Below are 26335 nucleotides of genomic sequence, written 5' to 3'. Positions count from 1 at the left end.
TTTCCTCATTGTTTAAAGACTGGTTTGATATTGATTTTTTTCAACCTTAAGGAGTTGTACACCACATTTAATGAACTGACAGACATGGCTGCAGCTCCAATCATTGGGTGAAGCAGACCCAACATTGCCACCGGAATAGCAACGGCATTATAAAACCATGCCCAAAAATAATTTTCCTTTATTTTGCGGAAGGTTCCTCTGGACAAGAGAATCGCGGATATAATACCACTCAAATCACCCTTCACCAACGTCACGTCTGCCGCTTCAATGGCAACATCTGTACCCGTTCCAATCGCAATGCCGATATTCGCCTGTTTCAAAGCAGGAGCGTCGTTAATTCCATCACCTACCATGGCCACGGTTTCGAATTTTTCCTGAAGTTTTTTCACTTCTTCTACTTTCCCCTCTGGCAATACATCTGCAATCACATAGTCTATACCGATTTTTTTCGCAATGGCATTGGCTGTTCGTTGATTATCCCCTGTCACCATTGCTGTTTGAATACCCATTTCTTGTAATTCTTTAACTGCTTTAGCAGAATCTTCTTTAACAGGATCTGCCACGGCTATCACGCCCAGCAATTGATCTTCCTGTGCCACCATCATTACGGTTTTAGCTTCTTTTTCCAATTGAATTATTCTTTCATCCATGTGTCCATACGCTACCCCGTAGGTTTCCATTAGTTTTCGGTTTCCCATAAACACCTTTTGACCATCTAGCCTTCCTTCAATTCCCATCCCAGTAATGGCCTCAAAATTTTCGATGGCTTTTGTATGGATTCCTTTTTTGCGTACAGCTTCTAAAATCGCATACGCCAAAGGGTGTTCAGACCCTTTTTCTAAGGATCCAGCCACTTCCATCAGCTCTTCTAATTCATATCCAGATTCCGTAAATAAGTCTGTTACTGCTGGCTTTCCATGGGTTAAGGTGCCGGTCTTATCAAAAATAACCATTTTAAGATTTTTGAAAGTCTGCACCGCTTCTCCATTCCGAATTAGAATGCCGTTCTCAGCACCCATGCCGCTGCCTACCATCAAGGCTGTGGGGGTGCCAAGGCCTAAAGCACAAGGGCAAGCAATCACCAGTACCGCTGTCGCCGTAACAAAAGCGATGGACAATGGACCTGCCTCTGGGTTCACCCAAGGAAGAAAACCAGCACCCCATTGCAAAATAGATTGATGAACATCCACAAACACTAAATTAGAGGTAAATACCAGGGCTGTAATAACTAAAATAGCTGGCACAAAATACCCTGTTATCCGATCAGCAAATTCTTGAATCGGCACCTTAGAACCTTGGCATGCCTCCACCAATTGAATCACTTGAGACAAAAATGTTTCATCTCCCAGTTTCGTTACTTTTATTTTTAACAATCCCTGTTTATTTATGGTTGCTCCTATGACTTGATCTCCAGCCTTTCGTTTCACAGGCATAGATTCTCCTGTCGCCATGGATTCATCCACAGTGCTTCTGCCTTCTATCACTTCTCCATCCGTCGGTATTTTTTCACCAGGTTTTACTATCATTATATCCCCTAGTTGCAACTCCTCTACAGAAATTTCCACCTCTTCTCCCTTCAACAAAATCCGGGCTGTTTTCGCCCCCATTTCCACTAATTTTCGAATTGCCTGAGAGGCCCGTCCTTTTGCACGGCTTTCCAAGTATTTTCCAATCAAATGAAAAGTCATAATACTACTAGCCATTTCTGTAAACGCCTGCAGTGGAAACACAAATGCCATCAAACCAATCAAGTAGGGCGGAAGCGATCCCAAAGAGACTAGTACATCCATATTAGGCCTGCGATTTTTCAAAGCATGATAGCTGGCTTTATGCACCGAGCGTCCAAGCCAAAAAATATTCGGGAATGCTAATAAGTTGACTATCACCAAATAATATGGAATGTCAATACCTACAACCATATGAATCATCATAAGTAGCATAATGGTACCCGATAGCATTGCAGACCGCATCATCTGATTCCATGATTTACGCATCATCATTTCATCTTCATCTTTATTTTCACCCTTGGATTTCTCCTCCATTAATTCATATCCAAGATCTGATACTTTTTTCTCTATTTCTACCATTCGAACTTGGTTAGGCCAAAAAGTAACCGTCAGCTTTTCAGCCGCAAAATTAATCGTAGCCTCTTGTATCCCATCCATTTTCCCAAGACTTTTTTCAATGGCTTTTGAGCATGCAGTGCATGTCATCCCAGAAACTTTTACAGTCTTTCTAATTGGTTTCACCGGACTTGAGGATTCTGATACGTCCTCTTGCTCCCCTTTCTTTGGATGATACCCCAAGTCTTCGATGGCCTGACCAATCTCCTCTATGCTTACTTTGGATTCATCGTAGGTAACATGGAGCTTTTCTGTTGCGAAGTTGATTGTTGCTTCTTGGATACTATCCCATTTAGATAATTCACGCTCAATGGCTGCCGAACAACTGGTACAGGACATCCCGTTGATTTTAAGTGTTGTTTTCATCATTGGCATCCTTCCTTTTTTTCAAATTTCAACTTTTTTCATCCATGTATTCTTTCTTTTATTTCGAAATTTTTTTTAATGTCGTAAGTATTTCTTCTATTACGGACTCATTTCCTTCTTTTAATTGATGCATCACACAATGCTTCATATGACTCTCTAGGAGAACCATTTCTATTGCCTTTAGCGCTGATCGAGAAGCTTCTATTTGATGTAAAACATCATCGCAATAAGCCTGGCTTTCAATAAGTTTTTTAATCCCTCTGACTTGTCCTTCCACTCTATTCAATCGATTCAATAGGCTTTTTTGCACTTTAGCTGAGTGCAAAGATGGTTTTTTCATGGATTCCATGGGTTCACCTCCTCGAAACATATTATACCATACCCCCCTATTGTATGTAAAGTTTTGAAAGATTGACATAATTTCTTCCCTATACTATAATTATTATACGATTGTGCATAATAGGGGTCTTCCTTTGATCTCTGTTGTTCCCTATATCTCTATAAAGGAGGGACTCAAATGATTCCAGGTTCCATCGGAAAAGAAAAAATCATGTTTAGGAGTTATATCAAAGTCCGTCGAGTCCAGGAAGACGATATAGATTCTGTTTTCCAAATCGCTGCTTCTGTCGGCACAGGAGAAAAAGACTCTTCACAAGGCTTTTTAATTGACAACTACTCTGCCGATCCAGCCTACCACAAAGATAAATTCAAAGAGCTCGCCAAACGCCTGGATCATTTTTATGTCGCCGAAAACGTCATCGGAAAAAGACGAAAACAAATTGTCGGATTTTTAATTGGCTATACAAAAGCACAGTGGCTCGAAGATAACCCCACTTGGATAGAGGATGTACATTGGCATCCTTCCTTTGACCAAAATCGGCTAAATGATTTTTTGGTTGTTGACAAAACTGCCATTCAATCCCATCTGACAGGCCACGGTATCGGAAGCGAATTATATAAGCGACTAATCTCTGACCTTCGGGCAAAAGATATCGAAACAATACTTGCAGAAACTATCATTAGCCCAACTCCCAATTTTGCCTCTCTAGCATTTCGAAAAAAACAGAAATATTTTTTGGCTGGTGTTCGCTATGAAGACTACATTGGGGAAATGTTTACAGATCTTATTTACTACAAAGATATTTCAAATTTTCATTAAAAAAAGACCTCGTGTTCACAATGTAAACACGAGGTCTTTTTTTATGTTTTGATTATTCTCCATCTTCCGACTGGTTAGTTTCACCAACCGTAGGCACATCTCCTGCATCTACTTCTTCGCCTTCTTCTGTTTCCTTCATTTCCTGAATGTAAGATAGGGTAGCAATCACCGTATCCATATCATCCATGATTTCAATGTTTTCATCCTTAGCAATATCTAAATCTGCCATGGTTAAGTTGTCCTGATTCTTCAGCAAGGAAGCATCCACTTCAACGGCTTCAGGCATATGCCTAGGAAACATTTCAATTTCCACTTCATTTGCCTGCACCTGAAGTACATAATCTCCTTGTTCCACTGCCTCTCGATTTGCAATATGAATGTTCATCGTCATGGTTAACTTAACATTCTCATCTAGAGCCTGCAGATCAAGGTGAATCAATTGATTCTTCATATAGTCTTTCTGAATCTCCTTGATAATCCCAAATGTTTTTTCTCCACCTAAGTTCAGCGTAATCTTTCGATTACTCCCAAACTCATTTAAAAGTCTCACAATTTCTCTTTCATCTGCAAAGACCTCTTTGGTGGCTTTGCCTTTGGAGTAAACAACTGCTGGGATATTACCATCCTTACGAGCAGCTTTTACGTTTTTATCCTGTATGGTTTCTCGGGGAACCAATGTCAGTTGTGGTACTGCCATGGTTTCACACTCCTTTCAATCCCATTTGCCATCAAGGGCAATGGGTCTTATTCTTCCTCATTTACGCTATCTTCATTTTCATCTTTTTCTTCTGGTACCTCTCGCCAGTTGGGCTCCGGCACCGTAAAACGACTTAATCCTTCTCTAAAGGTTTGGATCATTTCTGGAGTTTCATCCAGTCGGTATATTCTACCAGGATTCCCTTCTTCGTCACGATCAATACCATTCCACCAAATAGCCACTTTTATGTCTTCATACCGTGGCATATGGTAAAACATAGACCATAACCAAGCAATTTTGTCTCCGCCTACAGAGTTTGATCCAAACTCTGGAATCATCAATGGTTGATTAAACAAGGTGCTGTATTCTTCATAGTAATCAGTGTAAATCTCTAAAAAAGACTTCCATCGCTCACCAGAAAAATAGGTCCCAGGGTTATAACCAGTCATCCCTATAATATCTACGTATTCATCTCCCGGATAGTATGTCAGATAGTGATTCCACTGAAAACCAGGAAAAGACAAATCATGGGGATTCCACACCCACAGCACGTTATCCAAATCATATTGCTCAAAACGATGGTACACATATTGCCACGCTGCTGTAAAAACATCTGTATCCATAGAACTGTGGTAAGCCGAATAGACGCACCAGTCTCCATTCATCTCATTATTGAGACGAAAAAGAACTGGATCACCAAAAGCTTTCAATTCCCTTGCATACATATCGATGTGGTCATCATGCTTTCCTTCTAATACATCATATAAGACGCGTCGATTTTTTTCATCGTCTCGATGTTTTGTTTGAAGGGTGAGCACCACATTTCGATTTTCCTTTCTTGCATTTTCTAATTCTTCACGAGGAAAATCTCGCTCAAAATTTTTATAATGCAATAAAAAAGGAAACTCATATTCCAGTTTTCTTTCTAATTGAAAAAGATCTGTAAAAGAACCAGGTGCTGAATATTCAAAAATACCCCAAATCAACTCATTGCTATCTATAAAATATTGATTGTAAAAAGCAAGCGTTTCCTCACTCCAGTCTCTTTCAACTGGATAATATCGTTGATGGATGCTAGGGGTTGCTTTTTTCTCCGTTAATTGGAAGCTATCAATAATCTCCCAATGATCCGTTAAAGCTTCTTGGGACTTAAATAACAATGTATAGACTTCCTTGGAATTAGGAACAAAAACTGCTTTTGCATAGTAGTTGCGATCTTCCGAAATGGCTTCCAAGGGAGTTCGGTTCCATTCTAAATAATGAACCGTCATTCCATTCCTTTTCATTACTTCAGATCTGCCAACATGGTGATCTTGTCTATTGCGCAAAAATCCACGACTATAATTTACATAACTGTTGGCTGAATGTTTTGTCCCTTCAAACTGATCATGGTAAATCTCCAGCCGTATGTTTTCATCTTCTAGAACACCTCGTACCTTGGAAAGAGAAAAGTCTTCTGCAAAAGTTTCTGGGTACTGAAGGGTATATCCAGAAGAGTAATTGATCAACTCTTTGTGTTTCGGTTGTATGCGCCGTACCTGCTGAACATCATCATGGCTATTAAACTCTATGACCTGAGTTGGTTGATTGTTAACAATCAACCATTGTTCATCAGTTGACTCGCTTTCTGCTGTATCTGCATAAACACTTGCAGTCATAAGCATTGATACGACTAAAATTATTGAAATTCGTCGTAAACCAGCAATTTTTTTATTCATGAAATGCTCCTTTTCCGACGGACTAATCCACGGTATATGGCAGCAATGCCATGAATCTTGAACGTTTAATGGCTTGAGTAACGTCACGTTGGTGAATGGCACAATTGCCACTAACACGACGAGGTAAAATTTTACCTCTTTCTGTCAGGTATTTTTTAAGTCGACCAATTTCTTTGTAATCTATTTTGGCCTTTTTATCGGCGCAGAAAGTACATATTTTCTTTTTACTTCTTTTCTTTCTTCGATTCATCATAAGGGGATTCCCTCCTTTACCTTAAATGTATTCCTTGTTTCACTAAAATGGCAGGTCTTCATCATCATCCATGGCCTTAAAATCCTCCACGTTAATCTCCTCTTCCGGATTGAAATCCGTAGAAGTTGCTGGACTGCTAGGACGTTTTGGCGTTGGCGCAGAACCTCCCGATGACCCTTCCCCACCAAGAAATTCCACAAGATTAGCTACTACATCTGTATTATAGCGAGTGGACCCATCTTTGGCTTCATAAGAGCTAACTTGTAGTCGCCCCTGAACTGCCACTTTTCTGCCCTTCGCTAAAAAATTAGCGCAGTTTTCTGCTTGCTTTTCCCATACAACAACCCGAATAAAATCAGCTTCATTGTCTTTTCCAAATCCGCGATTAACGGCAACTGTTAGGTTGGCTACGGCTTTACCATTACTGGTATAGCGCAACTCAGGATCTCTTGCCAGATTTCCGATCAGTATGACAGTATTCACGCAAAAAAACCCCCTACTCTTGGACTCTGGTGATCATGTGGCGGATAACAGCATCTGCGATCTTCATGTTACGATCCAGCTCTGTCGGAACATCCACGTCAGACTGGAAGTTCATGAGCATATAGAAACCTTCTGTTTCTTTTTTAATTTCGTAAGCCAATTTACGCATACCCCATTCTTCAATGGTATCCACTTGTCCATCAGCCTCTTCAATTATGCCCTTGTACTTTTCCAGCAACGTTTCTCTTTCCGCCTCTTCCGTAGCGGGTTTTAGCACGTACATTAATTCGTATTTATTCATTTGTTTCACCTCCCTCTGGACTAAAAACGGCCCTGCTTACACAGGGCAGAGAAATGATTTTCTCACATCAAGGCATTATAACATATCAGAGAGAAAAAAACAACTTTTTTCTCTCTGATATAAATGTCCTTATAGTTTGAATTTATTTGACGTTTTTGCTAGTTCTTCTGCCATTTCTGTTAGCTTTTTTGCTGATGCTACGATCTCTTCAGTTGAAGCAATTTGTTCTTCACTGGAAGCCGCTACAACTTCTGAATTTTCCGCGAAATCTTGACTAATTTTATTGATCTCATCTACCTCATTTTCAATTTTTTGACTGGTATCGGCAACTTGATTGATTCTTTCCACACTACTAAAGATAGTCTTTATCAATTTATCAATTTCTCTGCTGATCCGATCAAAAATGGCGCCATTTTCGTTGATTTTTGTGGAGCTCTGATGAACTCGATCACTGCTTTTATCCATTTGATCAACTGCTAAGTTAACATCTTTTTGAATCGCGCTGATGAGTTCATCAATGTTCTCCGTAGCCTTCGAAGACTCTTCTGCTAGTTTTCTGATTTCATCTGCCACGACAGAAAAACCTTTCCCAGCCTCTCCAGCTCTAGCTGCTTCAATAGCTGCATTCAAGGCAAGTAGATTCGTTTGACTAGATACACTATTAATCAATCCTACTATTTCACCTATCTCTACAGAGCGCTGTCCTAATCTTTCAATAACAACACTTACTTCTTTCGTATCTTTCTCAACCTTCGAAATTTGATCGATGGATTCATTAATCGATTTTTGACCACTCTCGATTTCTTCTAAGACCTCTCTGGAAACTTGATTCATTTCTTGAGCTTGCACTTCGACTGTTTGAACTTTAGCACTAAGATCATTTATATTTTTCGTAGTGGATTCTAATCTAAGGGACTGATTTCCCGCTCCATCCGCAACACTCTGAATGGCAATTCCAACTTCCTCAGCTGCCTTTCCAACTTCATCGCCAGAAACAGATAACGCCCCACTGTAAGTAGCTACCTGATTTGCCATGGACTGTATTTGAGCTATGATGCCCTTTAAATTATCCGTCATATTTTGCAGTGAAGAACCCAAACGACCAAATTCGTCTTCTCTATCCACAAAATCTATGGGCAACTCTGCTTTCAGATTTCCAGAAGCCACATTTTCTGAATGTTCTACAGCCATTTTTAAATATTTAAGCACTAAGTTTTTGATTAGTACATAAATAATAATCAAAAAAATCAACATAGCTACCACAGATATAACGGAAGCGTTTATGATGCTCTGAGTAATTCCTAGCTCCGCTTCAGGAAGTGTTAAAATCAACTTCAATCCACTGTTTCCCACTTCTTGGTAAGATAAGAGAGAAGGTTCATTCCCTATGACCGCACTCATTAACCCTGGCTGGTCTGCACTGATAATGCGCTCTCCAACCGGCTCCAAAGAGCTCTCAGAGTCGGTAATGCTAGTTTCCATAGGGTTTTCTATATTCTCATTAACAACGAAATCTCCTTGATAACTAATTAAATACGCTTGCCCATTGTCCCCAATTTCAAGGCCTCTAATATGTTCTTGCATTCTATCTAATCCAAGGTCCAATGTAACCACACCTATGGCTCGATTGTTTCTTCTAACTGGTGAAGACACTGTAATCATTGGTACTTCAGAAATCGGATCAATATATGGTTCAGACCATACAGACTCGTCTCCTAAACCATCCTGATACCAATCATACTGAAAATAGTTGCCTTCTGGATTGCTATATTCCCAAGATACTACAATAGAATCATTTTCTAAATATAAAAACGGTCCGTAGTATTCCTGATTTTCCACGTATTCTCCTGGCTCCATCCATACACCACCACCCACAATCATCGAATTGCTCTGCATGACATCTTCAAAGTAATTGAATAAAAGCTCCTCGTTATGGCTCACATCATTGGATATCAAAGCTGCAATATTCTCCGATGCGGTTTCACTTACCGCTAATTCGCTATTCAAAAAACTAGATTCAGCTTTCAGCTTTTCCCTTAGATAGTTTTCAGCCTCCGTCCTCATATTGTCGCCATAATAGGTACTACTAATGTATATTTGTACCCCAAAAATAATAACCCCCGCTAACACTAAAAACCCCATCAGCCTTAGAAATAAACTCTTTTTAAATATACTCACCAAGCATTCTCCTTTAAATGATATTTAATCAACTTAACCTCATTGCTGTCATCATAACATAGCTGACCCTGTGGAACAATTCTAAATTTTGAGTTCCTATGAACCAACATAGGCTTCAAAATCCATTTCTAAAGCAAACCCTATCCTTCTTACCCAAAAAGACACCCCTCGTTTATTCCAATGGATAATAACCTAAAAAGAAAAACGCTTAAAAACTATTTATACGTAGTTTTTAAGCGTTTATTCACAACTCTTTAACACAGGTGTATTTTTCTAGAATTCAATACAACACGTTTATTTATCTAAATTCAGCTTCACCAGCCATTTGTTTCCCCTTTTTCCAAGCTTTTTCATTTACTGCATGTACTTTTTCTGGAAAGGTACGACGAATTGCTTCCATCCATTTTTCTTCGCTAATCGGTAAAAACTCAGAAACACACCCCAACATCAACGTATTGGCTGCTTTTTCATTTCCACATTTCCTAGCTTCCAATCCTGCATCTACTTCTAAACTGTCGAAGTCACTTAACATCTTATGAATAGCTTCATCTGGGTAATTCTCTTTTTCTTGCTGAACATTTGTTGGATACACTTGATGATGATTTAATACTATTTTTGCATCTGCTTTCATATTATTTCTCCAACGCAAGGCTTCCATGGGTTCGACCCCTATTAAAATATCGCCTGTACCCACGGGTATATCAGGAGATAATACCTTTGTGCCTATGCGTACAGATCCCCATATCCGCCCTCCTCTTTGGGCGAGACCAATTACATCGTTGCTTTTCATTTCATATCCTTCTAAAAAGGCAGCCTGACAAATTAGATCCGTCGTCATAACAAGGCCTTGTCCACCAATACCAGCAATCAAAATATTAATTGGCTTCATTCTGTTCCCCCCTTCTCTTAATCGCATCCACAGGACAAACCTGAGCGCAGATACTACATCCAACACACATCGATGGATCAATAGATGATTTTAACTTTTCCTTGCCTTCGTATTTTTTCATTCGAAGAGGAGGACAATTTGTCTTAATGCAGGTTCTGCACCCAATACAAATCTCTGGATCTACTTGGTATACTGGTTCCTTGATTTTGAAATGCAGTGCACAGGGACGTGTCATTACCAAAACCGATAGTCCCGGAGTAGCAATGGCATTTTTCATAGCTTCACTGGTTTTTTGATACTGAAATTGATCCAATACTTGAACCTCTTCAATTCCCATAGCCTTTAAAAGTTGAGGAATCTCCACATGCTTCGCTTTCTCTGAAAGACGCTTTCCAGTAGAGGCGTTTTTCTGTCCGCCAGTCATGGCTGTTGTACCGTTATCCAAAATTAAGATGGTTAAATTATCTTCTGGATGAAGATGAGAAAGCAGGTTTATCATTCCTGGCATTCCCGAGTGAAAAAAAGTTCCATCTCCAATCACCGACACCAAGGGAATATCTCTTCCCGCTTTTCGATTTGCTTTTAGCATCCCTGTGGAAATGCCAATAGTAGCTCCCATGCTAATCAGAGAATGTGCCGCATCAAAAGGAGGGAATAAACCCATAGAATAACATCCTATATCATTATTAACCATTACTTTACTTTTCTTTAAAACATCAAAAATGGGTCGGTGTGGACATCCAGGACAAAAAAGTGGAGGTCTTGGCGTTACGGAAAGATCTTGAGCGGTCATTAGCTTCTCATTACTTTCATCCTTTTTCACCAATCCTGCTTTCTGAAGACCCTCCCAGAGTACTTCTTGGCTCAACTCCCCAGTAAATGGAAAATATTCTTTTCCTGTACAAGAGATCCCCATCAACTTAAGTTCATTCTCAATAAATGGTGTCATTTCTTCTATGACCACTACCTTCTCATAGTCCTTCATTTGGTTTTTCAACCATGTTTTAGGGAGCGGGTAAACCATTCCAAGTTTCAAAATATCCACCGGATTATCCAATTCCCCTAATTCTTTCAAATGATAATAAGGCAGTCCCGAGGTAACAATCAAGGTTTTGGCTCCCTCTTCCTTCTCCAATGGGTTCAAAAATAGAATTTCTGGATCTTCCCCCAATCTTTCCAACCGCTCTTTCATTGTATATTGCTTATCAAAGGTATTAGGCGGTATCATAGCATAAGAAGGAACATCTCTTGGAAATGCTTCTTTAACGACTTCTTTTCTTTCTCCAACTTCTACTAAACACCGACTATGACATACTCGACTGGTAATCTGAAGCATGACCGGCATCTCATAGGTTTCACTGATTTCCAAGGCCCTTTTGGTATAATCTTTTGCTTCCTGACTATCTGCTGCCACTAAAACAGCCATATTTGCAAATTTAGCTATGTTTCGGTTATCTTGTTCATTTTGCGAGCTGTGCATCCCTGGATCGTCTCCAGACACTAGTAAAAAACCTCCTCGCACTGGTGTCTGAGTAAATGTCATTAAGGGATCCGCTGCAATATTCACACCTACATGTTTCATGCTGACCATAGTTCTTGCGCCAGCAAAAGAAGCCCCAATAGCAGTCTCTAGTGCCACTTTTTCGTTGACCGAAAACTCGGCATCCATCTCTGGATATTCTCCAACAGATTCTAGTATTTCCACCGTAGGTGAACCTGGGTAACTAGCCGCCACTACTCCACCCGCTTCATAAAACCCACGGGCAATGGCTTGATTACCTGTCATTATTTTTTGATTACTTTTGCTCATTGATACTCCCTCCTCATATGCTACTTACCCTTTTACCTTATGAACCCAACGGTTCCGCTCTATTTTTTTCTGGTTAGATCACGCTCTTTTTTCTCATTGCCACTTTCTACCCTCCCCAACCTTCCAATTGCTTCTTGAAGCACCTTATTTAAATCACCACTTCCATCGTCCCAACATTTAAACACACACAAAGTGGGTAGGATTGTACTAGACACAAAATCACTCCCTAAGCAAATGGGTAGGTGGATTGCAACTATGTAAGGAGGTTCCTGAATGAACAAAACCATCGTTGGCATGGCTACCATCGCCTTTTTCATGGCTGCTACCGCTTATAGGCAAGATGGGTTTCCTATGGTAGCAGAAGGCATATTTCTTGGCATGCAAACCTTAGTAGGTATTACTCCCATTCTCATTGCTGCCTTTGCCGTAGCTGGTCTCGTATCCGTCCTGATCAACAAAGATTCGGTTTCCAAATGGCTAGGAACAGAGGCTGGATGGAAGGGGCCTTTTTATGGAACTGTTATCGGGGCTATGGTTCCTGGTGGCCCCTTCTTTTTTTATCCTCTGATGGCTACGCTTATTATGTCCGGCGCCAGTGTCGGCACTATGATCAGTTTTGTAGCAGCCAAAACCCTTTGGAATATTGGAAGACTCCCTATCGAAATTGCTTTTGTTGGGCTCGAGTTAACCATTATTCGATTTTTAATTACCGCAGCTTTCCCGGTGCTGGCAGGAACATGTGTGAATATTTTCTTTCCAGAACTAGCGAAAAAAATCAAACAAGACATTCAGCGACTTCAACAAAAAAAACAGTCAAAGAATCGAGGTGACTCCGTTGACTGATGCGTTAATCGTATTAACTATAATGGCTTTCCTTCTTTTTTTCGTGGCACTTCCAAAGGGGTTGCACTTAGAAGGGCTCCGAAGTGGATTTAACTTGTTCGTGAAGGTTTTGCCTTTGTTGTTCTTTGCCTTTATCTTGGTTGGTTATCTAAATCTCCTGGTTCCCAAAGAAGTCTTGCAGAGTTGGCTAGGCCCAGAAGCTGGGTGGAAAGGACTCTTTATTGGCCCAGCCATCGGAGCCCTAGTCCAAGGAGGCCCCTTCGCCTTTTTCCCACTTTTTGATTCCGTCTTCCGGGATTCTGTTACCACTGGTACGGCCGTTGCCATGATTACAGCTTGGGGAATGATCAATGTAGGCCATTTACCTTATGAGGCAGCTTTTTTAGGACCTCGTTTCATCCTGCTTAAATATAGTATTTATATTTTATTTCCAACCCTGGCAGGATTTCTTGCTAACCTTATTTTTGGTCCGTAAATATTTCTTGTATAGGTAACAACACGATAAATTCCGTCCCTTGCTCCACTTGGCTTTCCACTTCTATTTTTCCATCATGGAGCTCAAGAATCCGCTTAACTAAGGAAAGTCCTAGCCCACTGCCTTCCACCCCGTGGGCTTCTTCGCCTTGATAAAACTTCTCGAATATTCGTGCTTTTGTCTGGGCCGTCATTCCACGCCCTTCATCTTTCACGCAAATCCTAACCCCAAGCTCCATATGCTGTAGGCCAACAAAAACCCTTCTTCCATCCGGGGAAAATTTGATGGCATTGCCGATCAGATTAATCCAAACTTGCTGCAATAATTCTTCATCGCCGCAAATCATGGCCCTATCCAATTCAATATCCCATTGAATGTTTTTCTTTTCCCACTCTGGCTCTAATAGCAAGATAGACTTTCTAATTTGCTCATCTAAAAAGAAACGTTGATGTTTTTGAATAATTTCCTGATTTTCCAGCTTAGAAAGTTTCAACATATTACTTGTCAAGTGAGAAAGACGCCCTGATTCCTCTACAATAATTCGAGCATATTCCTTTCGTTCCGCATCGGACAAGTCATCTTTCTGCAGCAACCTAGCAAAGCCTTGTACGGATGCAATAGGTGTTTTAAATTCATGAGAAACATTGCTAACAAAGTCTTTTCGCAAGGTATCCATTTGCTTTAATTCACTGACCATTTGATTAAAATTATTGGTAAGTTGCCCTATTTCATCTTTACTTTGATGATTTATTTCAACATCAAAATTTCCATTGGCAATTTCTCTTGTGGCATTCGTAAGTTTTATAATAGGCCTTACGCTATGACGAATAGCAAATATGATTAAAACCGAGCCGATAATCACAAAGGAGATCCCAGAAAACCAAATTCGAGAGGCTGCCATTTTCCATAGGGTGTTATCCGGCTCCATCTGAATCTGTATCAAGTCATCGCCCACCATGAAGTAGGTACTAACCCCTCGAAATCTTCTGGTTGGCTTATTCACCATTCCACCCTGTTCCATGATGTCTATCTCTGCCGCCTCTAAGGCCTTAACTTCCAGGTCTCCTGCTATACGGGTATGGTACGTGAACCAAGAAGTCATTTCAACGATTTCCTGACTGGTTAAGGTCGTGTTTTTTGATAAATCCATAATAAGCGTGGCAATGGCTTCTTGACTTTCTCGAATTTCATGTTGCAAATTCGGCATAAAAACTGCCGATGTCACAAAAGATAGCAAGGATGACAATACAATCAAAACAATAAAAGCAACCGCCAACTTAAAAGAAATTCGCTTCACGATCCACCCTCCTGCTTTTCTGCTTTATAACCTAACCCACGCACCGTAAGGATTTGAAAGTCAGGCCATTCAGAAAAACGCTCCCGCAATCGTTTCACATGAACATCAACCGTTCTTTCATCACTTTCTGCTTCCAACCCCCAAATTTCATCCATTAACTGCTGTCGTGTAAAGATTTGTCGAGGATAACTCAGCAACTTAAACAGTAAAGAAAACTCTTTGTTTGGCAAGGTCATCTGTTGGCCGTTACGACTAACGGTTAATGTATCATAATCCAATACGGTTTTTCCTATTGTAATCCGATGTTCATTCATAATACGTGCCCTACGCAATAAAGCGGCCACCCTTAACAGCATTTCATCCATATCAATAGGCTTCACCATATAATCATCCGTACCGGACATAAAACCCCTCTTTTTATCTTCCATGCTTTCTTTTGCTGTCACCATCAGGATAGGTAGTTGATAATCCGCCCTTCTCAATGAGTCCGTCAGCTCATACCCATCCATTTCTGGCATCATGATATCGCTGATCATTAAATCGATATGATGGTGGTCCATCAACTCCAGCGCTTCTTCACCGTTTGCTGCACAAAGTACTTGATAGCCATTTTGTTTTAATACAGCTTCCATTAGTCGCTGTAAGTTTTTATCATCTTCCACCACAAGGATACGAAACATCTTAACCCCCCCATCTTTTGTTATATCTCCATATTATCCCATAAATTTCAAAAAGGTGCCAGACTACTCACCGACTTTATTCCGGTTCACAGCCTGGCTATATTAGGGAAAGGACAGCTATTTAATTGGTTGTTATTCTATCTCTTCTCTATGAACTCATTATGAATTCCACCGATATTTTTAAAAAAGAAAAAGTTCATGATAAATTCATAATTCCATATTACAATGATCCTATCAATAGTTATATTTTCAATAAAAAAAGGAGGTATTCACATGATGTACCCTTATGGTTTTGGTTTCTTGGATCCAACGATGCTGATCCTCATCCCTGCCATTTTACTAACACTCTATGCTCAAGGAAAAGTTAAAGCAAATTTTTCAAAATATTTGAGGGTTCCCACACGAAAAAGCTATACTGGCGCTCAAGTAGCCAGAATGCTCTTAAACGAAAATGGACTTAATGACATTCCTATCGAAGTGTCTCCTGGCCAAATGAGCGATCATTACGATCCTGTGCGTCAAATACTACGGTTGTCTCCTGAAGTCTATCGAGAAAGTTCTATCACCGCCGTTAGCGTAGCGGCCCACGAGGTAGGCCATGCTATTCAACACGATTTAGGCTATAAGCCACTTTTGCTTAGGAATAAATTATTTCCTATTGCTCGTTTCGGTTCTTCAGCAGCCTGGTTTTTCATCATTATCGGCTTGATCTTACCAGCCTTTACCACCCTTTTTGATGTAGGCATCTTGCTTTTCGCAACCGCTGTTCTTTTTCAAGTGGTTACGTTGCCGGTAGAATTCAACGCCAGTACCCGTGCAATGCAGCTATTGGATACCCATGGCTTTATTACCACCAGCGAATCCGGTGGGGCTAAAAAAGTGCTGAACGCTGCGGCCCTCACCTATGTAGCAGCTATGGCCACTGGAATTGCCCAATTAATTCGATTATTGCTCATCAGAGGAAGAAGATAGAAACCCGCATAACCACAACCTAGGAGGAGGCGACAGACTCCAGCATGGAAAACAAAAAATACTATTCAGGTATGGAGCAGCTTAAGGCTTTTCGAAACTCTTTAACGCGATTTATGATGTACTACAAATTTGGCATGGATGAAATCAGCACAAAAATTGATATTCTCAAACAAGAGTTTGAATATATGCATGCATATAATCCCATTGAACATGTCAAATCGCGACTAAAAAGCCCAGAGAACATTTTTGAAAAAGTTCATCGAAAAGAATGCGACCTTACCATTGAATCCATTCGAAAGAACATCCGTGATATTGCTGGCATCCGCATCATTTGTTCCTTTACATCAGATATTTATCGAGTGGCTGGCATGCTTATGCAGCAAAAGGACATTACCATCGTAGAGTACAAGGATTACATCGAAGAGCCCAAACCCAATGGTTATCAGAGTCTACATCTGGTCGTTCAAGTTCCAGTTTTTATGTCAGACCGTGTTGAACAAGTATATGTAGAAATTCAGATACGAACTATTGCCATGGATTTCTGGGCTAGTCTTGAGCATAAAATCTATTATAAATACGATAAAGAAGTGCCGCAAAAACTGCGAGACGATCTAAAGGATGCGGCTGACACCGTTGCTTTTTTAGACCAAAAAATGGAAGGCATTCATAAAGAAATGCAACAACTTAAGATTTCTAATGACTATCATTCCTCTCAAACACCCCATGGCGATACCCCTGAAAAACAAATGGAAAATCTTTCAATGAGTTGTCTTTCTATTTTATTTGGTGATCCTATGTGAAAAAGCCCCTCCATATGGAGGGGCTTTTTTTATTTAAACTTCTGAAGCTTGTTTTTTACAAATACCGAAACATCATCCGTAATAGTATAAATCACCGGCGTTACTAACAACGTCAATATAGTAGAGAGTAGTAACCCTCCAATCACCGTTGTTGCCATAGGTGCCTGTGTCTCAGCTCCTTCTCCAATTCCAATAGCCATAGGAAGCATGGCCAAAACCGTAGTAAGCGTCGTCATCAAAATAGGCCTCAAGCGAATAGGTCCTGCGGTTTCAATGGCTTCTCGACGTTCTTTCCCATGAGATCTTAGGGTGTTAATGTAGTCTACCAACACAATCCCATTGTTAATAATAATTCCAGATAACATCAAGAAACCAATCAATGCTGGAACACTAAGGGTTCTACCAGTTACAAATAGGGCAAGAAACCCTCCAGAAAAAGCCAATGGTAGCGACATTATAATGGTAAATGGATGCATAAGGGATTCGAACAAAGAAGCCATAATCATATAGACCAAGATAATGGCCATGGTAATCGCCAGTGCCATATCCATAAATACTTCTTGAATCTGTTCAAATTCACCACCTGTTTCAAGAGTATACCCTTCTGGCATCACATAGTCATTAAGTTTATCTTGTATATCTCCCATCACACTTCCTAAATCTCGGTCACTCAATTGACTACTAACCCTTGCTGTTCTTTGCTGATCTTCCCGAGAAATCGAAGTAGGTCCTTCTGCAATTACTATAGAAGCCACCTGAGACAATGGCACTACACTACCCCTTGGAGTCTGAATGCCAATCTGCTGAAAATTTGCTATATCCTGTCTAATTTTTTCTTCTCCACGAATGATAATATCCAGTTCATTACCGTCTCCCTCTCTAAAAAAAGAAACCGTTGAACCCTGTGCATATTTTTGAATGGTATCTGCAATTTGTGATGTTGTTAATCCATAGGTAGATGCCATATACTTATTTATTTCAACCCGAAGCTCTGGCGACCCTTCCGAAAAACTAGTCTCCGTATCATAGGTTCCTTCTACTCCAGCTATCAGTCGTCGTAGATCCTCTGTGATTTCTTCCAGCGTTTCTAGATCATCCCCTTTAACTTTTAACTCAACAGGAGCGCCACCAGTGCCACCCATAGCTGTGTCATCTGCGACAGCTACGCTAATCTCTGCTCCAGCAATATCACGGACTCTCTCACGAACTTCTGCAGCTACTTCAAGGTCACTTCGATGTCGCTCTTTCAAATCCTCCAGTATCACCATAATACTGCCTTCACTTTCTCCTGTTCCACCTAAATCAAATCCCATCCCACTTCCGATGGCCGAATATACAATATCTACTTCTTTAACTTCCTGTAATTCAGACTCGATTTTTCGAAATACTTCATCTGTCTCCTTCAACTGAGATCCTCTTGGCAAGGAAACATGAATATCGATCTGCCCTTGATCTGCTGATGGAAAAAATTCAGCTCCAACCAAAAAGACAGAACTGATGCTTCCAATAAACACAATTACGGCTCCCGCAATCATTGTTTTCCGGTGAGATAAGGCCCACTTCAAGAAAGAACGATAATTAGCTTCTACCTTCTTGAACACTTTATCAAAAGAATCATGGGCACGAGTAGTCATTTTTTCTTTTCCTGTTCGCTGGGATAATCGGTCTTTATCTACCTTCAAAATCTTAGAACTTAGCATAGGAATCAGCGTTAGCGCTACTAATAATGACCCAATCAGCGACAAGGTTACGGTCATGGCAAATTCTCCAAAAATAATGGAAGTAAGACCACCCACAAATACCACTGGTAAAAAAACAGCAATCGTGGTTAAAGTCGAAGAAGTGACGGCCATCGAAACCTCTGAAGCTCCGTCAATAGCTGCATCGATCCGTGATCTTCCTTCTGTTCTAAATCGATAGATATTCTCCAACACCACAATAGAATTGTCTACCAACATCCCGATGCCCAGGGCCAATCCTCCTAAGGACATAAGGTTCAAGGTCAGATCATTAAAATACAATAACATAAATGCTGCAATGATCGAAATAGGCAATGCCGTTGAAATAATAAAAACACTTCGTATGTTTCTAAGAAATAGGTATAAAATCAACACTGCCAAAATACCACCTACCGCGGCATTACGGACAACTGAGTTTATGGCTTCACGAATAAAGTCAGACTGATCCATAATAACCGTCATACTACTCTCACCATATTCTTCTTGGAGCTTCTCTATTTCTGCATTTACATCATTGGCTACCTGCACCGTATTGGTTCCTGACTGTTTCTGAATCATAATCCCAATGCCATTTTGACCATTTGTTCTGGAAAGTGAGCTAAGTTCCTTTGGAATTCGCTGAACTTCTGCTACATCTTTTACTTTGATAAGAGAGCCATTGGGCAAGTTCAGAGGTAGTTCACCAATTTCTTCCACGGTTTTAAACTCACCCATAGTCCGAACGGTTAATTTATCGAAGCCTCTTTCCACCGTACCACCTGGCATATTAAGATTTGATGCCCGTATGGTTTGAGCAATAAGACCTGCATCCATGCCATAGGCATTTAGCCGTTGTTCATTGACTTTTACTTCCACTTCATATACATAGTCTCCGGCAATATCTACGGAAGCAACGCCATTTACTCGTTCTAATCTAGGTTTCATCACATCTTCTGCCAATGCCTGTAATTCAAACATATCTTCATCTCCAGATAAAGAGAGAACCACAATGGGCATTGCGTCCAAATCCAATTGTACCACCAAAGGTTCTGACGCTCCATCTGGTAAAGCACCTCGAACCATATCCACTTTTTCTCGTATGTCTAGGGCAGCAAAATCCATATCCGTTCCAAAATCAAACCGTGCTACCACAATAGAATTCCCCTGCGAGGAGACCGAGTTAATTCCTTCAAGATCAGAAACCGTTGCCACCGCATCCTCAATGGGCCTTGTGACCAAATTTTCCATTTCCTGTGGCCCTACCCCCGAGTAATTTGTCGCAACAAGTGCAACCGGTATTTCAATGTCTGGCATTAAGTCCAAGGGGAGTTGTGTTAGAGAAACAACTCCCAGCAAAATAATGACAAGCATGACCATAATTGTAGTGACAGGGCGTTTAACTGCAAGCTTTGATAAATTCATTCACTATTCCCCTCCCACTACACGAATAACATCTCCATCAGAAAGATAATGCTGGCCTTTCACAATAACAGATGCCCCTTCGTTTAATCCCTCAAGAATTTCAACCACCGTATCGCTTTCCAAACCAAGGGATACATCTTTTCTTATAGCCCTATCCTCTTCAACAATAAACACATAGGTCTCTCCATCCCGTTCTATGACGGCACGCCTATTCACAGCTAAAACACCTTCTCTTATATTCAGATTCATTTCTGCCGTTGCACTCATGCCAGTACGAATCTGTCGGTCCTGATTATCTAGATATACTCGGATCATATAAAGCTGCGTTTCAGCATCTAGTGTCTGGCTTATAAAACCAACGGTTCCACTTATTTCCAATTCCGATGCTGGAATTTTGATCATAACCTTATCGTCTATTTCCATATTATTAATGATATTTTCTGCCACGTTTGCCTGAAAGTATACGGAATCAATATCCGCAATTTCTGCCACTGGTTGGGATCCACCAGCCATTTCACCAGCCACCACATTCAAACTGGTAATAACCCCACTCATTGGAGCACGTACCACTGTATCTTCTAAAGCATCTGTTGCTTGCCGATAACTTATTTCTGCTTGTGCCACCTGATTCAGCGCTTGTTGGTATCCAATCTCTGCTTGACGAAGCTGACTCTCTGCACTTTCCAATTGACGGCTGTTCGCTGCCAACTCAGCCTGTTCCAGCTCCCTTAGACTGGCAGCTCCCGCTTCATATAAAGAACGAACTCGCTTTAGGGTAGCCTGGGCATCTTCATACTGATCCCTTGCATTTTCCACCCCTATGATTCCTTGCTCCACTCCAGCTTCTGCTCTTTCAGCATCTTGCTGTGCCATTTCCATGGATTTTTCTGCTTGTTCCAAGCTTCTTAAACTATTTGCCTGATCCACCACCATCAGAATCTGGTCTTTTTCAACATAGTCTCCCAGTTTCACATGCAAAACTTCTACTTTCCCCTGCATCATGGGCATAACCATTGCTTCATCCTTGGCATGAATGGCTCCATTCAACAGGATCCGATTGCCAATGGTTTCTTTCACTGCTTTTTCTACTTCTACCGGAACATACATTTCTTCTTGCTCTACTTCTGGGCCTCTCCCTCTCAATCGAAGCCCTACAAGTCCTACAACAAGAACTGCTATTACCAATATGGTTATGATTACTTTTTTCTTCATCTTTTCCCCTCCAGCTATAAATTCCTACAAACACGTATGTATTATGTATGCAGACGCTTCATTAACTCTACGAATCTCTCCGTATTTTGTTTTATTAAAATCCTTCTTCATTAAAAATTTATTTATTTTTTCTAGTATGGTAGGTTTTGGAGGTAGTTCATATTCAGTTCATGGTCTCTTGTTATGTTGTATATGGGTAATGATTCCCTACGCATAGGAAAACCCAAAAACTCGACCTTTCCTGCACCGTTATTTCGGAAAGATTGAAATCCAACGATTAAACAATGGAGTGTGATAAGAAATGAGAGAAATGCTTTTCAGCGTTGCTTTATCCATCGGCTTAACCGCTTCCATCCCACTTTTCTTCTACGCTATTGGTTATGCCTTTTTAAAATCAGCCAACTATAAAGTTTAATATTGATACGCTATCCCTTTTTTGATTTAAAAAGACAGCCTGCAGATTTTCACCCAGGCTGTCTTTTTCTACAAAACAAAAAATAACTTCTGCTTATCCTAGCTTATCCCCATTTTTCACCCTTTGATCAGGTTGAATCAGCACTACTCCACCATCATGATAAACCCCTAACACTAATACTTCTGAAAGAAAGTTAGCAATTTGTCTGGGCGGAAAATTCACTACACCTAGCACTTGTTTCCCTTTTAACTCTTCTAAAGTATAGTTATCGGTAATTTGTGCACTTGTTTTTTTAAGGCCAATTTCATTTCCAAAATCTACCCACAGCTTATAGGATGGTTTTCTTGCCTTCTCAAAAGGCAACGCATCAATAATTTCTCCCACTCGGATATCCAACTTCATAAAATCCTCAAAGCCAGCCATCCCCATCCCTCCTTACGCTTAAGGTTTTTCTATTAAAGCTTTCACTACTTCTCCAGCAAGAATCATTCCAGCTACGGAAGGAACAAAAGAAACGCTACCAGGAATTGCTCTTCGGGTAGAACAGGTACGACTTGTTCCCTCTGGGCAAACGCAATTACTGATGCAACTATTCTCTTCTTCCATGATCGGCTTAATAGGCTCTTCCTGAGAGTAAACCACTTTTAACCCTGGCACCCCTCGGTTTCGAAGCTCTTTTCGCATCACTTTAGCCAGAGGGCAGATTTGTGTTTTGTAAATATCCGTCACTTGAAACTTGGTCGGATCCAATTTGTTTCCAGCCCCCATACTACTGATAATAGGGATTCCCGTTTCACAGGCCTTCGTAACCAGATCTAATTTTGCAGAAACCGTATCGATGGCATCTACTATGTAATCAATGGACTGACCTGGTCTTTCATGAAATCCCAGCACTTCTTCCCAGTAAAGAGGATTATCCACTGATGCCAGCTTAGTAGAAGACTTTTCTCTAGACTCCATATAGAATCGCTTCCAAGTAATCACTTCGGCTTTTGGATTGATTTCCAGAATTCTTTCACGCATCACTTCTACCTTTGATTTCCCAATGGTTTTTCGTGTTGCGTGGATTTGACGATTCAAATTCGTCAGACATACTTCATCATCGTCCACCAATATAAATCTACCAAGGCCAGATCGCACCAATCCTTCCGCCGCAAAGGCGCCTACACCACCAATGCCAAAAATGGCAACTTGACTGTTTGCCAATTGGTCCAATCCATTTTTTCCCAATAGCATTTCACTTCTCGAAAATGCATGTAGCATTTTTTCACATCCCATTCCATGATAACGTCCTCTTTTGTTTGTTTTAGCCTATGCTATTCCGCATAACTGTCAAAATAACCCTGAATATAGACCATAGGAGTACCTTTATCTCCACTTCCAGAGGTTAAATCACAAAGCGAACCAATCAAATCCGTCAATTTTCGAGGCGTAGTCCCTTGTGCTTCCATAGCGCCTACCAAATCCTTTTTTTTGTTGCTAATATGATTGGAAATAGCTTCCTGTAAAGCGTCCCCAGCTAAATCCGAAAAATCATTGTCTGCTAAATACTTTATCTTCACCTCATTAGGTGTTCCTTCTAACCCTGCGGTATAGCCTGGTGACACTACCGGATCCGCCAATTCCCAGATTTTTCCCTGAGGATCTTTGAAAGCACCATCTCCATAAATCATGACTTCCACAGTTTTTCCGGTTTTTGCCTTCAATTTTTCTTGAATTGACTCTGCCAATGTCTGACAATCTCTCGGAAACAGTTTTACGGTTTCTTCCGTTGCTTTATTGGACCCTAGCAGCCCATATCCTGGATTATAGCCACTTTCATCAACGGATTGTGTCAGAATTTCATCAAGACCATGCACTTTTTTGGCGCCGGCTTTTAATAGTTGCCTTTTCGTACGAAAGCGCGTATGAACATCACAGGTCAGCACTTGATCCGTATGTTGGAGTACGGTTTCCGCTCGATTTGAAAAAAGAATCGTGCATTCAGCGCCGCTTTCTTCAATGATAGAACGATAGTACTGAATATAATCTACACCAGTAAAAGGATGGATTGTTACGCCAAAAGTATTTCGGAAATCTTCTTCCGTTAAATGATCCGTCCATGGGTCAATGCCTCTGGCATCTAGTTCATCAATATCCACTAAGGGGTTGCCTACTTCATCTGAAGGATAATTAAACATCAGCACTACATGTTTCGTACTCCTGGCAATACCCCTTAACAATACCGCAAATCGATTACGACTGAGAATCGGGAACAGCAGCCCCAGTGTATCACCGTTAAACTTTTCCTTTATGTCTGCAGCAATCTGATCTGCGCTGGCATAATTGCCTTGGGCCCTTGCCACAACAGATTCTGTAATCCCAATAATATCTTTATCCTTAATCTCAAACCCTTCTACTTCCGCCGCCTGTTGAAGACTCTGAACAACCATATCCTCTATGCAGTCTCCCTGACTAATAATCGGTGTACGTATGCCTCTTGCAACGGTGCCAACACATCGTTTCATGAATGATTCCCCTTCACCTGTTTTGTTTTTATTTTATCTGTTGATATCGTTTAATATTTTCCTCAGTTAAAAACTCATTCGCTTCGTTAATCTTCTGAAATTGCTGGGTTGCTTCTGGATGCTTATTCACATCTGGATGAAATTCTTTTGCTTTTTTTCGATAAGCTAATTTGATCCGATACTGATCCGCCTGATCTGAAACGCCCAAAATTTCACAACTTTCCTGATACTTCTTTTTAAAAGCGTCATAAGGGTTGCCTCCCGTATGACCAAAACCTCCTTGGCCTCCATATCCACCACCAAAACTTCCTTGATGCCCGCCACGTCCCCAACCAGCATTTTGTTGATTCCATTGGCGAAATCGTTCTTCCCATTGCCTTTGCTGTTCATAACGTCGCTGCCGCTCTTTTCGAGCTTTTTCTTCTTCAGCTTTTCTAAAGTCCTCTTTAAAGGCTCTAAATCGTCGGTACTGAAGCTTTTCCTCCCCCATAAGATAAGACGATAAATGAAATAGGTAATTCGTAACAACATATTTAAAATATTTTAGATAAACGATGGAAATAGCACCCAGTATGGGAAATATCATGATAAGCGCTGCCAAGAAAAGTACTCCTGGATTCCGAAGCAAAAGAGATCCCAGAGGTCCAATCATCAACAGAAAAAAAAGGCATCCTCCCATGCTGATAAGCAGGGCGCATCCTTTCATAAAACTCTTCGCTAAAAGAATGCCAGTTTCAATCATATAAATAAATCCATCTAGAAAATGAGAAACCCCTTTGGCCAATCCATAGATAAGCTTTCCGATTAGTTTTTTAATCCATTTCATTGAACAGGATACTCCTTATGGTAAAAAATTTTTCAATCACAATCCATCATAACACAAAAGTCCTTTAAGAATAAATACAAAAAGAAAGACATTGGGTGAAATGTCTCCTTGAAAAAAGTCCTGGTCATGACATACAATAAGAAAAAAGAGTAGGAGGATTATCATGCAAAAATTTCCCACTATAGACAGTTTTCATGAAATGCTCAACCTTATTGCAGAAGAAATACCTCCAGATTTTTTCAAGGAACTTAATGGAGGCATCATTTTGCTGGAAAGAGCTAAAAAACATGCACAAACTAAGCCTGGACAACCGCTCTATATTATGGGTGAATATAAACGCGACCAAACTGGCCGACAAATCACCCTCTATTATGGTTCTTTTCGGAAGATTTATCCTCACTTATCTGAAAAAAGACTCTATACAAAGATAAAAGATGTCCTGCTTCATGAATTTACGCATCATTTGGAAAACCTAGCTGGAGAACGAGGGCTGGAAAAAAAAGATGAAGAACAAATGCATCGCTATTTAAAATAGCAACAATCCAATCTTACGTACTACATCCCTCTGTCTTTTCAGTTTCCTCTAGGTATGGATGACAAATCTGTGACTGCAGTGAGGACATGTAACCCGAATTTTTCCTTTCTCTTTTGGAATTCTCATTTTACGGTGACAATTATGACAAGGTTTGATGATATAATCAAGAAGCTTTTCCAGTTTTTCTGGGTCTAAGCCCACCACCAATTCTCCTCCAATCTCAAAAGCCGGAACCCCCTGTACCCCTAGTTTAGAGAATTCATCCCTAGCCCCTGGATCTTTATCTATATCCCTTACTTGATACAGATACCCACTTTTAGCAAGATACTCTTTGGCTTTAATGCAGTGGGGACACGAGTTTGTGGTATATGCCGTAATTCTTTTCACATCATTCACTCCCTTTGCTTTGCTTTGCTTTGTTTTGTTTTGCTTTTATCATAAACCTATTCTTTCTCCTGTCTCTACTCTTATTCTATCACTTCTTCCCACACAAATGCAGCATAACAAGAAATCTCGCTCCCTATGCTTTCCAATCCATGAAGTTTTGCAGCTATATTCAGTAAATACTGGCAAATGATTCAATTTAGAATCAGCTGAGTACTTTCTGAATCGTTTGAAAATACATGAATGTATAGGCCTTTCTTCCTTAATAAAAA

General features: G+C 40.5%; 26 protein-coding genes. 6 read left to right on the top strand and 20 right to left on the bottom strand.

What is annotated here, in order from left to right; genetic code table 11:
* Positions 1 to 5 precede the first annotated feature (5 nt).
* Complete coding sequence (locus ACZ47N_RS09705; RefSeq protein WP_464886353.1) at positions 6 to 2492, bottom strand: heavy metal translocating P-type ATPase; 2487 nt, start codon at positions 2490 to 2492, stop codon at positions 6 to 8.
* Positions 2493 to 2547: 55 nt separating this feature from the next.
* On the bottom strand, positions 2548 to 2838 hold the full coding sequence (locus ACZ47N_RS09700; protein WP_464886352.1) for a metal-sensitive transcriptional regulator: 291 nt from the start codon (positions 2836 to 2838) through the stop codon (positions 2548 to 2550).
* A 168-nt stretch (positions 2839 to 3006) separates the two neighbouring features.
* On the opposite strand from ACZ47N_RS09700, the gene ACZ47N_RS09695 reads away from it, so the two are divergent.
* A complete protein-coding gene (locus tag ACZ47N_RS09695; RefSeq protein WP_464886351.1) occupies positions 3007 to 3648 on the top strand; it encodes an N-acetyltransferase family protein in 642 nt (213 codons plus the stop codon).
* A gap of 52 nt (positions 3649 to 3700) precedes the next feature.
* On the opposite strand, the gene ACZ47N_RS09690 is transcribed toward ACZ47N_RS09695, so the two are convergent.
* The 9 genes from ACZ47N_RS09690 to ACZ47N_RS09650 form a co-directional block, all read right to left on the bottom strand.
* The gene (locus tag ACZ47N_RS09690; RefSeq protein WP_464886350.1) at positions 3701 to 4345 is read right to left on the bottom strand and encodes a 50S ribosomal protein L25; all 645 of its coding nucleotides are present in this window, start codon (positions 4343 to 4345) and stop codon (positions 3701 to 3703) included.
* 47 nt (positions 4346 to 4392) lie between these two features.
* Positions 4393 to 6063: a glycoside hydrolase family 26 protein gene (locus tag ACZ47N_RS09685; RefSeq protein WP_464886349.1), complete on the bottom strand. Its 1671-nt coding sequence runs from the start codon at positions 6061 to 6063 to the stop codon at positions 4393 to 4395.
* Between the two features lie 22 nt (positions 6064 to 6085).
* Complete coding sequence (gene rpsR, locus ACZ47N_RS09680; protein ID WP_464886348.1) at positions 6086 to 6316, bottom strand: 30S ribosomal protein S18; 231 nt, start codon at positions 6314 to 6316, stop codon at positions 6086 to 6088.
* A gap of 42 nt (positions 6317 to 6358) precedes the next feature.
* Positions 6359 to 6799, bottom strand: coding sequence for a single-stranded DNA-binding protein (locus tag ACZ47N_RS09675; RefSeq protein ID WP_464886347.1), 441 nt, complete (start codon positions 6797 to 6799; stop codon positions 6359 to 6361).
* A 13-nt stretch (positions 6800 to 6812) separates the two neighbouring features.
* Positions 6813 to 7100, bottom strand: a complete 288-nt coding sequence (rpsF, locus tag ACZ47N_RS09670) for a 30S ribosomal protein S6 (protein ID WP_464886346.1) — start codon at positions 7098 to 7100, stop codon at positions 6813 to 6815.
* 129 nt (positions 7101 to 7229) lie between these two features.
* The gene (locus tag ACZ47N_RS09665) at positions 7230 to 9278 is read right to left on the bottom strand and encodes a methyl-accepting chemotaxis protein (RefSeq protein ID WP_464886345.1); all 2049 of its coding nucleotides are present in this window, start codon (positions 9276 to 9278) and stop codon (positions 7230 to 7232) included.
* 298 nt (positions 9279 to 9576) lie between these two features.
* The gene (locus ACZ47N_RS09660; RefSeq protein ID WP_464886344.1) at positions 9577 to 10167 is read right to left on the bottom strand and encodes an indolepyruvate oxidoreductase subunit beta; all 591 of its coding nucleotides are present in this window, start codon (positions 10165 to 10167) and stop codon (positions 9577 to 9579) included.
* Positions 10154 to 11977, bottom strand: coding sequence for a thiamine pyrophosphate-dependent enzyme (locus ACZ47N_RS09655; RefSeq protein ID WP_464886343.1), 1824 nt, complete (start codon positions 11975 to 11977; stop codon positions 10154 to 10156). Before ACZ47N_RS09655 ends, ACZ47N_RS09660 begins: the two co-directional genes overlap by 14 nt.
* A gap of 59 nt (positions 11978 to 12036) precedes the next feature.
* On the bottom strand, positions 12037 to 12192 hold the full coding sequence (locus ACZ47N_RS09650) for a hypothetical protein (protein ID WP_464886342.1): 156 nt from the start codon (positions 12190 to 12192) through the stop codon (positions 12037 to 12039).
* A 58-nt stretch (positions 12193 to 12250) separates the two neighbouring features.
* Here ACZ47N_RS09650 and ACZ47N_RS09645 point away from each other — a divergent pair, with 58 nt between their 5' ends.
* Both ACZ47N_RS09645 and ACZ47N_RS09640 read left to right on the top strand, forming a co-directional pair.
* Positions 12251 to 12820 carry a permease gene (locus ACZ47N_RS09645; protein ID WP_464886341.1) on the top strand — a complete coding sequence of 190 codons (570 nt, stop codon included), beginning with the start codon at positions 12251 to 12253 and terminating at the stop codon, positions 12818 to 12820.
* A gap of 100 nt (positions 12821 to 12920) precedes the next feature.
* A complete protein-coding gene (locus ACZ47N_RS09640) occupies positions 12921 to 13295 on the top strand; it encodes a permease (protein ID WP_464888434.1) in 375 nt (124 codons plus the stop codon).
* Here ACZ47N_RS09640 and ACZ47N_RS09635 read toward each other — a convergent pair.
* A complete protein-coding gene (locus ACZ47N_RS09635; RefSeq protein WP_464886340.1) occupies positions 13279 to 14592 on the bottom strand; it encodes a sensor histidine kinase in 1314 nt (437 codons plus the stop codon). The two genes, ACZ47N_RS09640 and ACZ47N_RS09635, sit on opposite strands and share 17 nt — an antisense overlap.
* Positions 14589 to 15272, bottom strand: a complete 684-nt coding sequence (locus tag ACZ47N_RS09630; RefSeq protein WP_464886339.1) for a response regulator transcription factor — start codon at positions 15270 to 15272, stop codon at positions 14589 to 14591. Before ACZ47N_RS09630 ends, ACZ47N_RS09635 begins: the two co-directional genes overlap by 4 nt.
* 276 nt (positions 15273 to 15548) lie before the next feature.
* Here ACZ47N_RS09630 and ACZ47N_RS09625 point away from each other — a divergent pair, with 276 nt between their 5' ends.
* Both ACZ47N_RS09625 and ACZ47N_RS09620 read left to right on the top strand, forming a co-directional pair.
* Positions 15549 to 16244: a zinc metallopeptidase gene (locus tag ACZ47N_RS09625; RefSeq protein WP_464888433.1), complete on the top strand. Its 696-nt coding sequence runs from the start codon at positions 15549 to 15551 to the stop codon at positions 16242 to 16244.
* A 44-nt stretch (positions 16245 to 16288) separates the two neighbouring features.
* The gene (locus ACZ47N_RS09620; RefSeq protein ID WP_464886338.1) at positions 16289 to 17044 is read left to right on the top strand and encodes a GTP pyrophosphokinase; all 756 of its coding nucleotides are present in this window, start codon (positions 16289 to 16291) and stop codon (positions 17042 to 17044) included.
* Between the two features lie 29 nt (positions 17045 to 17073).
* Here ACZ47N_RS09620 and ACZ47N_RS09615 read toward each other — a convergent pair whose 3' ends face one another.
* The 6 genes from ACZ47N_RS09615 to ACZ47N_RS09590 form a co-directional block, all read right to left on the bottom strand.
* Positions 17074 to 20184 carry an efflux RND transporter permease subunit gene (locus ACZ47N_RS09615; RefSeq protein WP_464886337.1) on the bottom strand — a complete coding sequence of 1037 codons (3111 nt, stop codon included), beginning with the start codon at positions 20182 to 20184 and terminating at the stop codon, positions 17074 to 17076.
* A 3-nt stretch (positions 20185 to 20187) separates the two neighbouring features.
* Complete coding sequence (locus tag ACZ47N_RS09610) at positions 20188 to 21396, bottom strand: efflux RND transporter periplasmic adaptor subunit (RefSeq protein WP_464886336.1); 1209 nt, start codon at positions 21394 to 21396, stop codon at positions 20188 to 20190.
* Between the two features lie 508 nt (positions 21397 to 21904).
* Positions 21905 to 22234, bottom strand: a complete 330-nt coding sequence (locus tag ACZ47N_RS09605; RefSeq protein ID WP_464886335.1) for a tRNA-binding protein — start codon at positions 22232 to 22234, stop codon at positions 21905 to 21907.
* A gap of 18 nt (positions 22235 to 22252) precedes the next feature.
* Positions 22253 to 23074, bottom strand: coding sequence for a tRNA threonylcarbamoyladenosine dehydratase (locus ACZ47N_RS09600; protein WP_464886334.1), 822 nt, complete (start codon positions 23072 to 23074; stop codon positions 22253 to 22255).
* Positions 23075 to 23127: 53 nt separating this feature from the next.
* Positions 23128 to 24318: a coenzyme F420-0:L-glutamate ligase gene (locus tag ACZ47N_RS09595; protein WP_464886333.1), complete on the bottom strand. Its 1191-nt coding sequence runs from the start codon at positions 24316 to 24318 to the stop codon at positions 23128 to 23130.
* Positions 24319 to 24346: 28 nt separating this feature from the next.
* Entirely contained in the window at positions 24347 to 25144 is a 798-nt protein-coding gene (locus ACZ47N_RS09590) for a DnaJ domain-containing protein (RefSeq protein ID WP_464886332.1), read from the bottom strand.
* Positions 25145 to 25307: 163 nt separating this feature from the next.
* On the opposite strand from ACZ47N_RS09590, the gene ACZ47N_RS09585 reads away from it, so the two are divergent.
* Positions 25308 to 25679: a metallopeptidase family protein gene (locus tag ACZ47N_RS09585; RefSeq protein ID WP_464886331.1), complete on the top strand. Its 372-nt coding sequence runs from the start codon at positions 25308 to 25310 to the stop codon at positions 25677 to 25679.
* Positions 25680 to 25727: 48 nt separating this feature from the next.
* Here ACZ47N_RS09585 and ACZ47N_RS09580 read toward each other — a convergent pair whose 3' ends face one another.
* Positions 25728 to 26066 carry a glutaredoxin domain-containing protein gene (locus tag ACZ47N_RS09580; RefSeq protein ID WP_464886330.1) on the bottom strand — a complete coding sequence of 113 codons (339 nt, stop codon included), beginning with the start codon at positions 26064 to 26066 and terminating at the stop codon, positions 25728 to 25730.
* Between the last annotated feature and the right edge of the window lie 269 nt (positions 26067 to 26335).

Source organism: Tindallia texcoconensis (assembly GCF_055383815.1).
Note: the sequence above shows the minus strand (reverse complement) of the source record. Positions and strands in the feature narration are given on the sequence as shown.

Bases quoted from the DNA above. Each gene is read 5' to 3' on its own strand.
- ACZ47N_RS09705 (WP_464886353.1), bottom strand. From the start codon at position 2,492: ATGATGAAAACAACACTTAAAATCAACGGGATGTCCTGTACCAGTTGT.
- ACZ47N_RS09700 (WP_464886352.1), bottom strand. From the start codon at position 2,838: ATGGAATCCATGAAAAAACCATCTTTGCACTCAGCTAAAGTGCAAAAA.
- ACZ47N_RS09695 (WP_464886351.1), top strand. From the start codon at position 3,007: ATGATTCCAGGTTCCATCGGAAAAGAAAAAATCATGTTTAGGAGTTAT.
- ACZ47N_RS09690 (WP_464886350.1), bottom strand. From the start codon at position 4,345: ATGGCAGTACCACAACTGACATTGGTTCCCCGAGAAACCATACAGGAT.
- ACZ47N_RS09685 (WP_464886349.1), bottom strand. From the start codon at position 6,063: ATGAATAAAAAAATTGCTGGTTTACGACGAATTTCAATAATTTTAGTC.
- rpsR (WP_464886348.1), bottom strand. From the start codon at position 6,316: ATGATGAATCGAAGAAAGAAAAGAAGTAAAAAGAAAATATGTACTTTC.
- rpsF (WP_464886346.1), bottom strand. From the start codon at position 7,100: ATGAATAAATACGAATTAATGTACGTGCTAAAACCCGCTACGGAAGAG.
- ACZ47N_RS09660 (WP_464886344.1), bottom strand. From the start codon at position 10,167: ATGAAGCCAATTAATATTTTGATTGCTGGTATTGGTGGACAAGGCCTT.
- ACZ47N_RS09655 (WP_464886343.1), bottom strand. From the start codon at position 11,977: ATGAGCAAAAGTAATCAAAAAATAATGACAGGTAATCAAGCCATTGCC.
- ACZ47N_RS09645 (WP_464886341.1), top strand. From the start codon at position 12,251: ATGAACAAAACCATCGTTGGCATGGCTACCATCGCCTTTTTCATGGCT.
- ACZ47N_RS09630 (WP_464886339.1), bottom strand. From the start codon at position 15,272: ATGTTTCGTATCCTTGTGGTGGAAGATGATAAAAACTTACAGCGACTA.
- ACZ47N_RS09625 (WP_464888433.1), top strand. From the start codon at position 15,549: ATGTACCCTTATGGTTTTGGTTTCTTGGATCCAACGATGCTGATCCTC.
- ACZ47N_RS09620 (WP_464886338.1), top strand. From the start codon at position 16,289: ATGGAAAACAAAAAATACTATTCAGGTATGGAGCAGCTTAAGGCTTTT.
- ACZ47N_RS09615 (WP_464886337.1), bottom strand. From the start codon at position 20,184: ATGAATTTATCAAAGCTTGCAGTTAAACGCCCTGTCACTACAATTATG.
- ACZ47N_RS09610 (WP_464886336.1), bottom strand. From the start codon at position 21,396: ATGAAGAAAAAAGTAATCATAACCATATTGGTAATAGCAGTTCTTGTT.
- ACZ47N_RS09605 (WP_464886335.1), bottom strand. From the start codon at position 22,234: ATGGCTGGCTTTGAGGATTTTATGAAGTTGGATATCCGAGTGGGAGAA.
- ACZ47N_RS09600 (WP_464886334.1), bottom strand. From the start codon at position 23,074: ATGCTACATGCATTTTCGAGAAGTGAAATGCTATTGGGAAAAAATGGA.
- ACZ47N_RS09595 (WP_464886333.1), bottom strand. From the start codon at position 24,318: ATGAAACGATGTGTTGGCACCGTTGCAAGAGGCATACGTACACCGATT.
- ACZ47N_RS09590 (WP_464886332.1), bottom strand. From the start codon at position 25,144: ATGAAATGGATTAAAAAACTAATCGGAAAGCTTATCTATGGATTGGCC.
- ACZ47N_RS09585 (WP_464886331.1), top strand. From the start codon at position 25,308: ATGCAAAAATTTCCCACTATAGACAGTTTTCATGAAATGCTCAACCTT.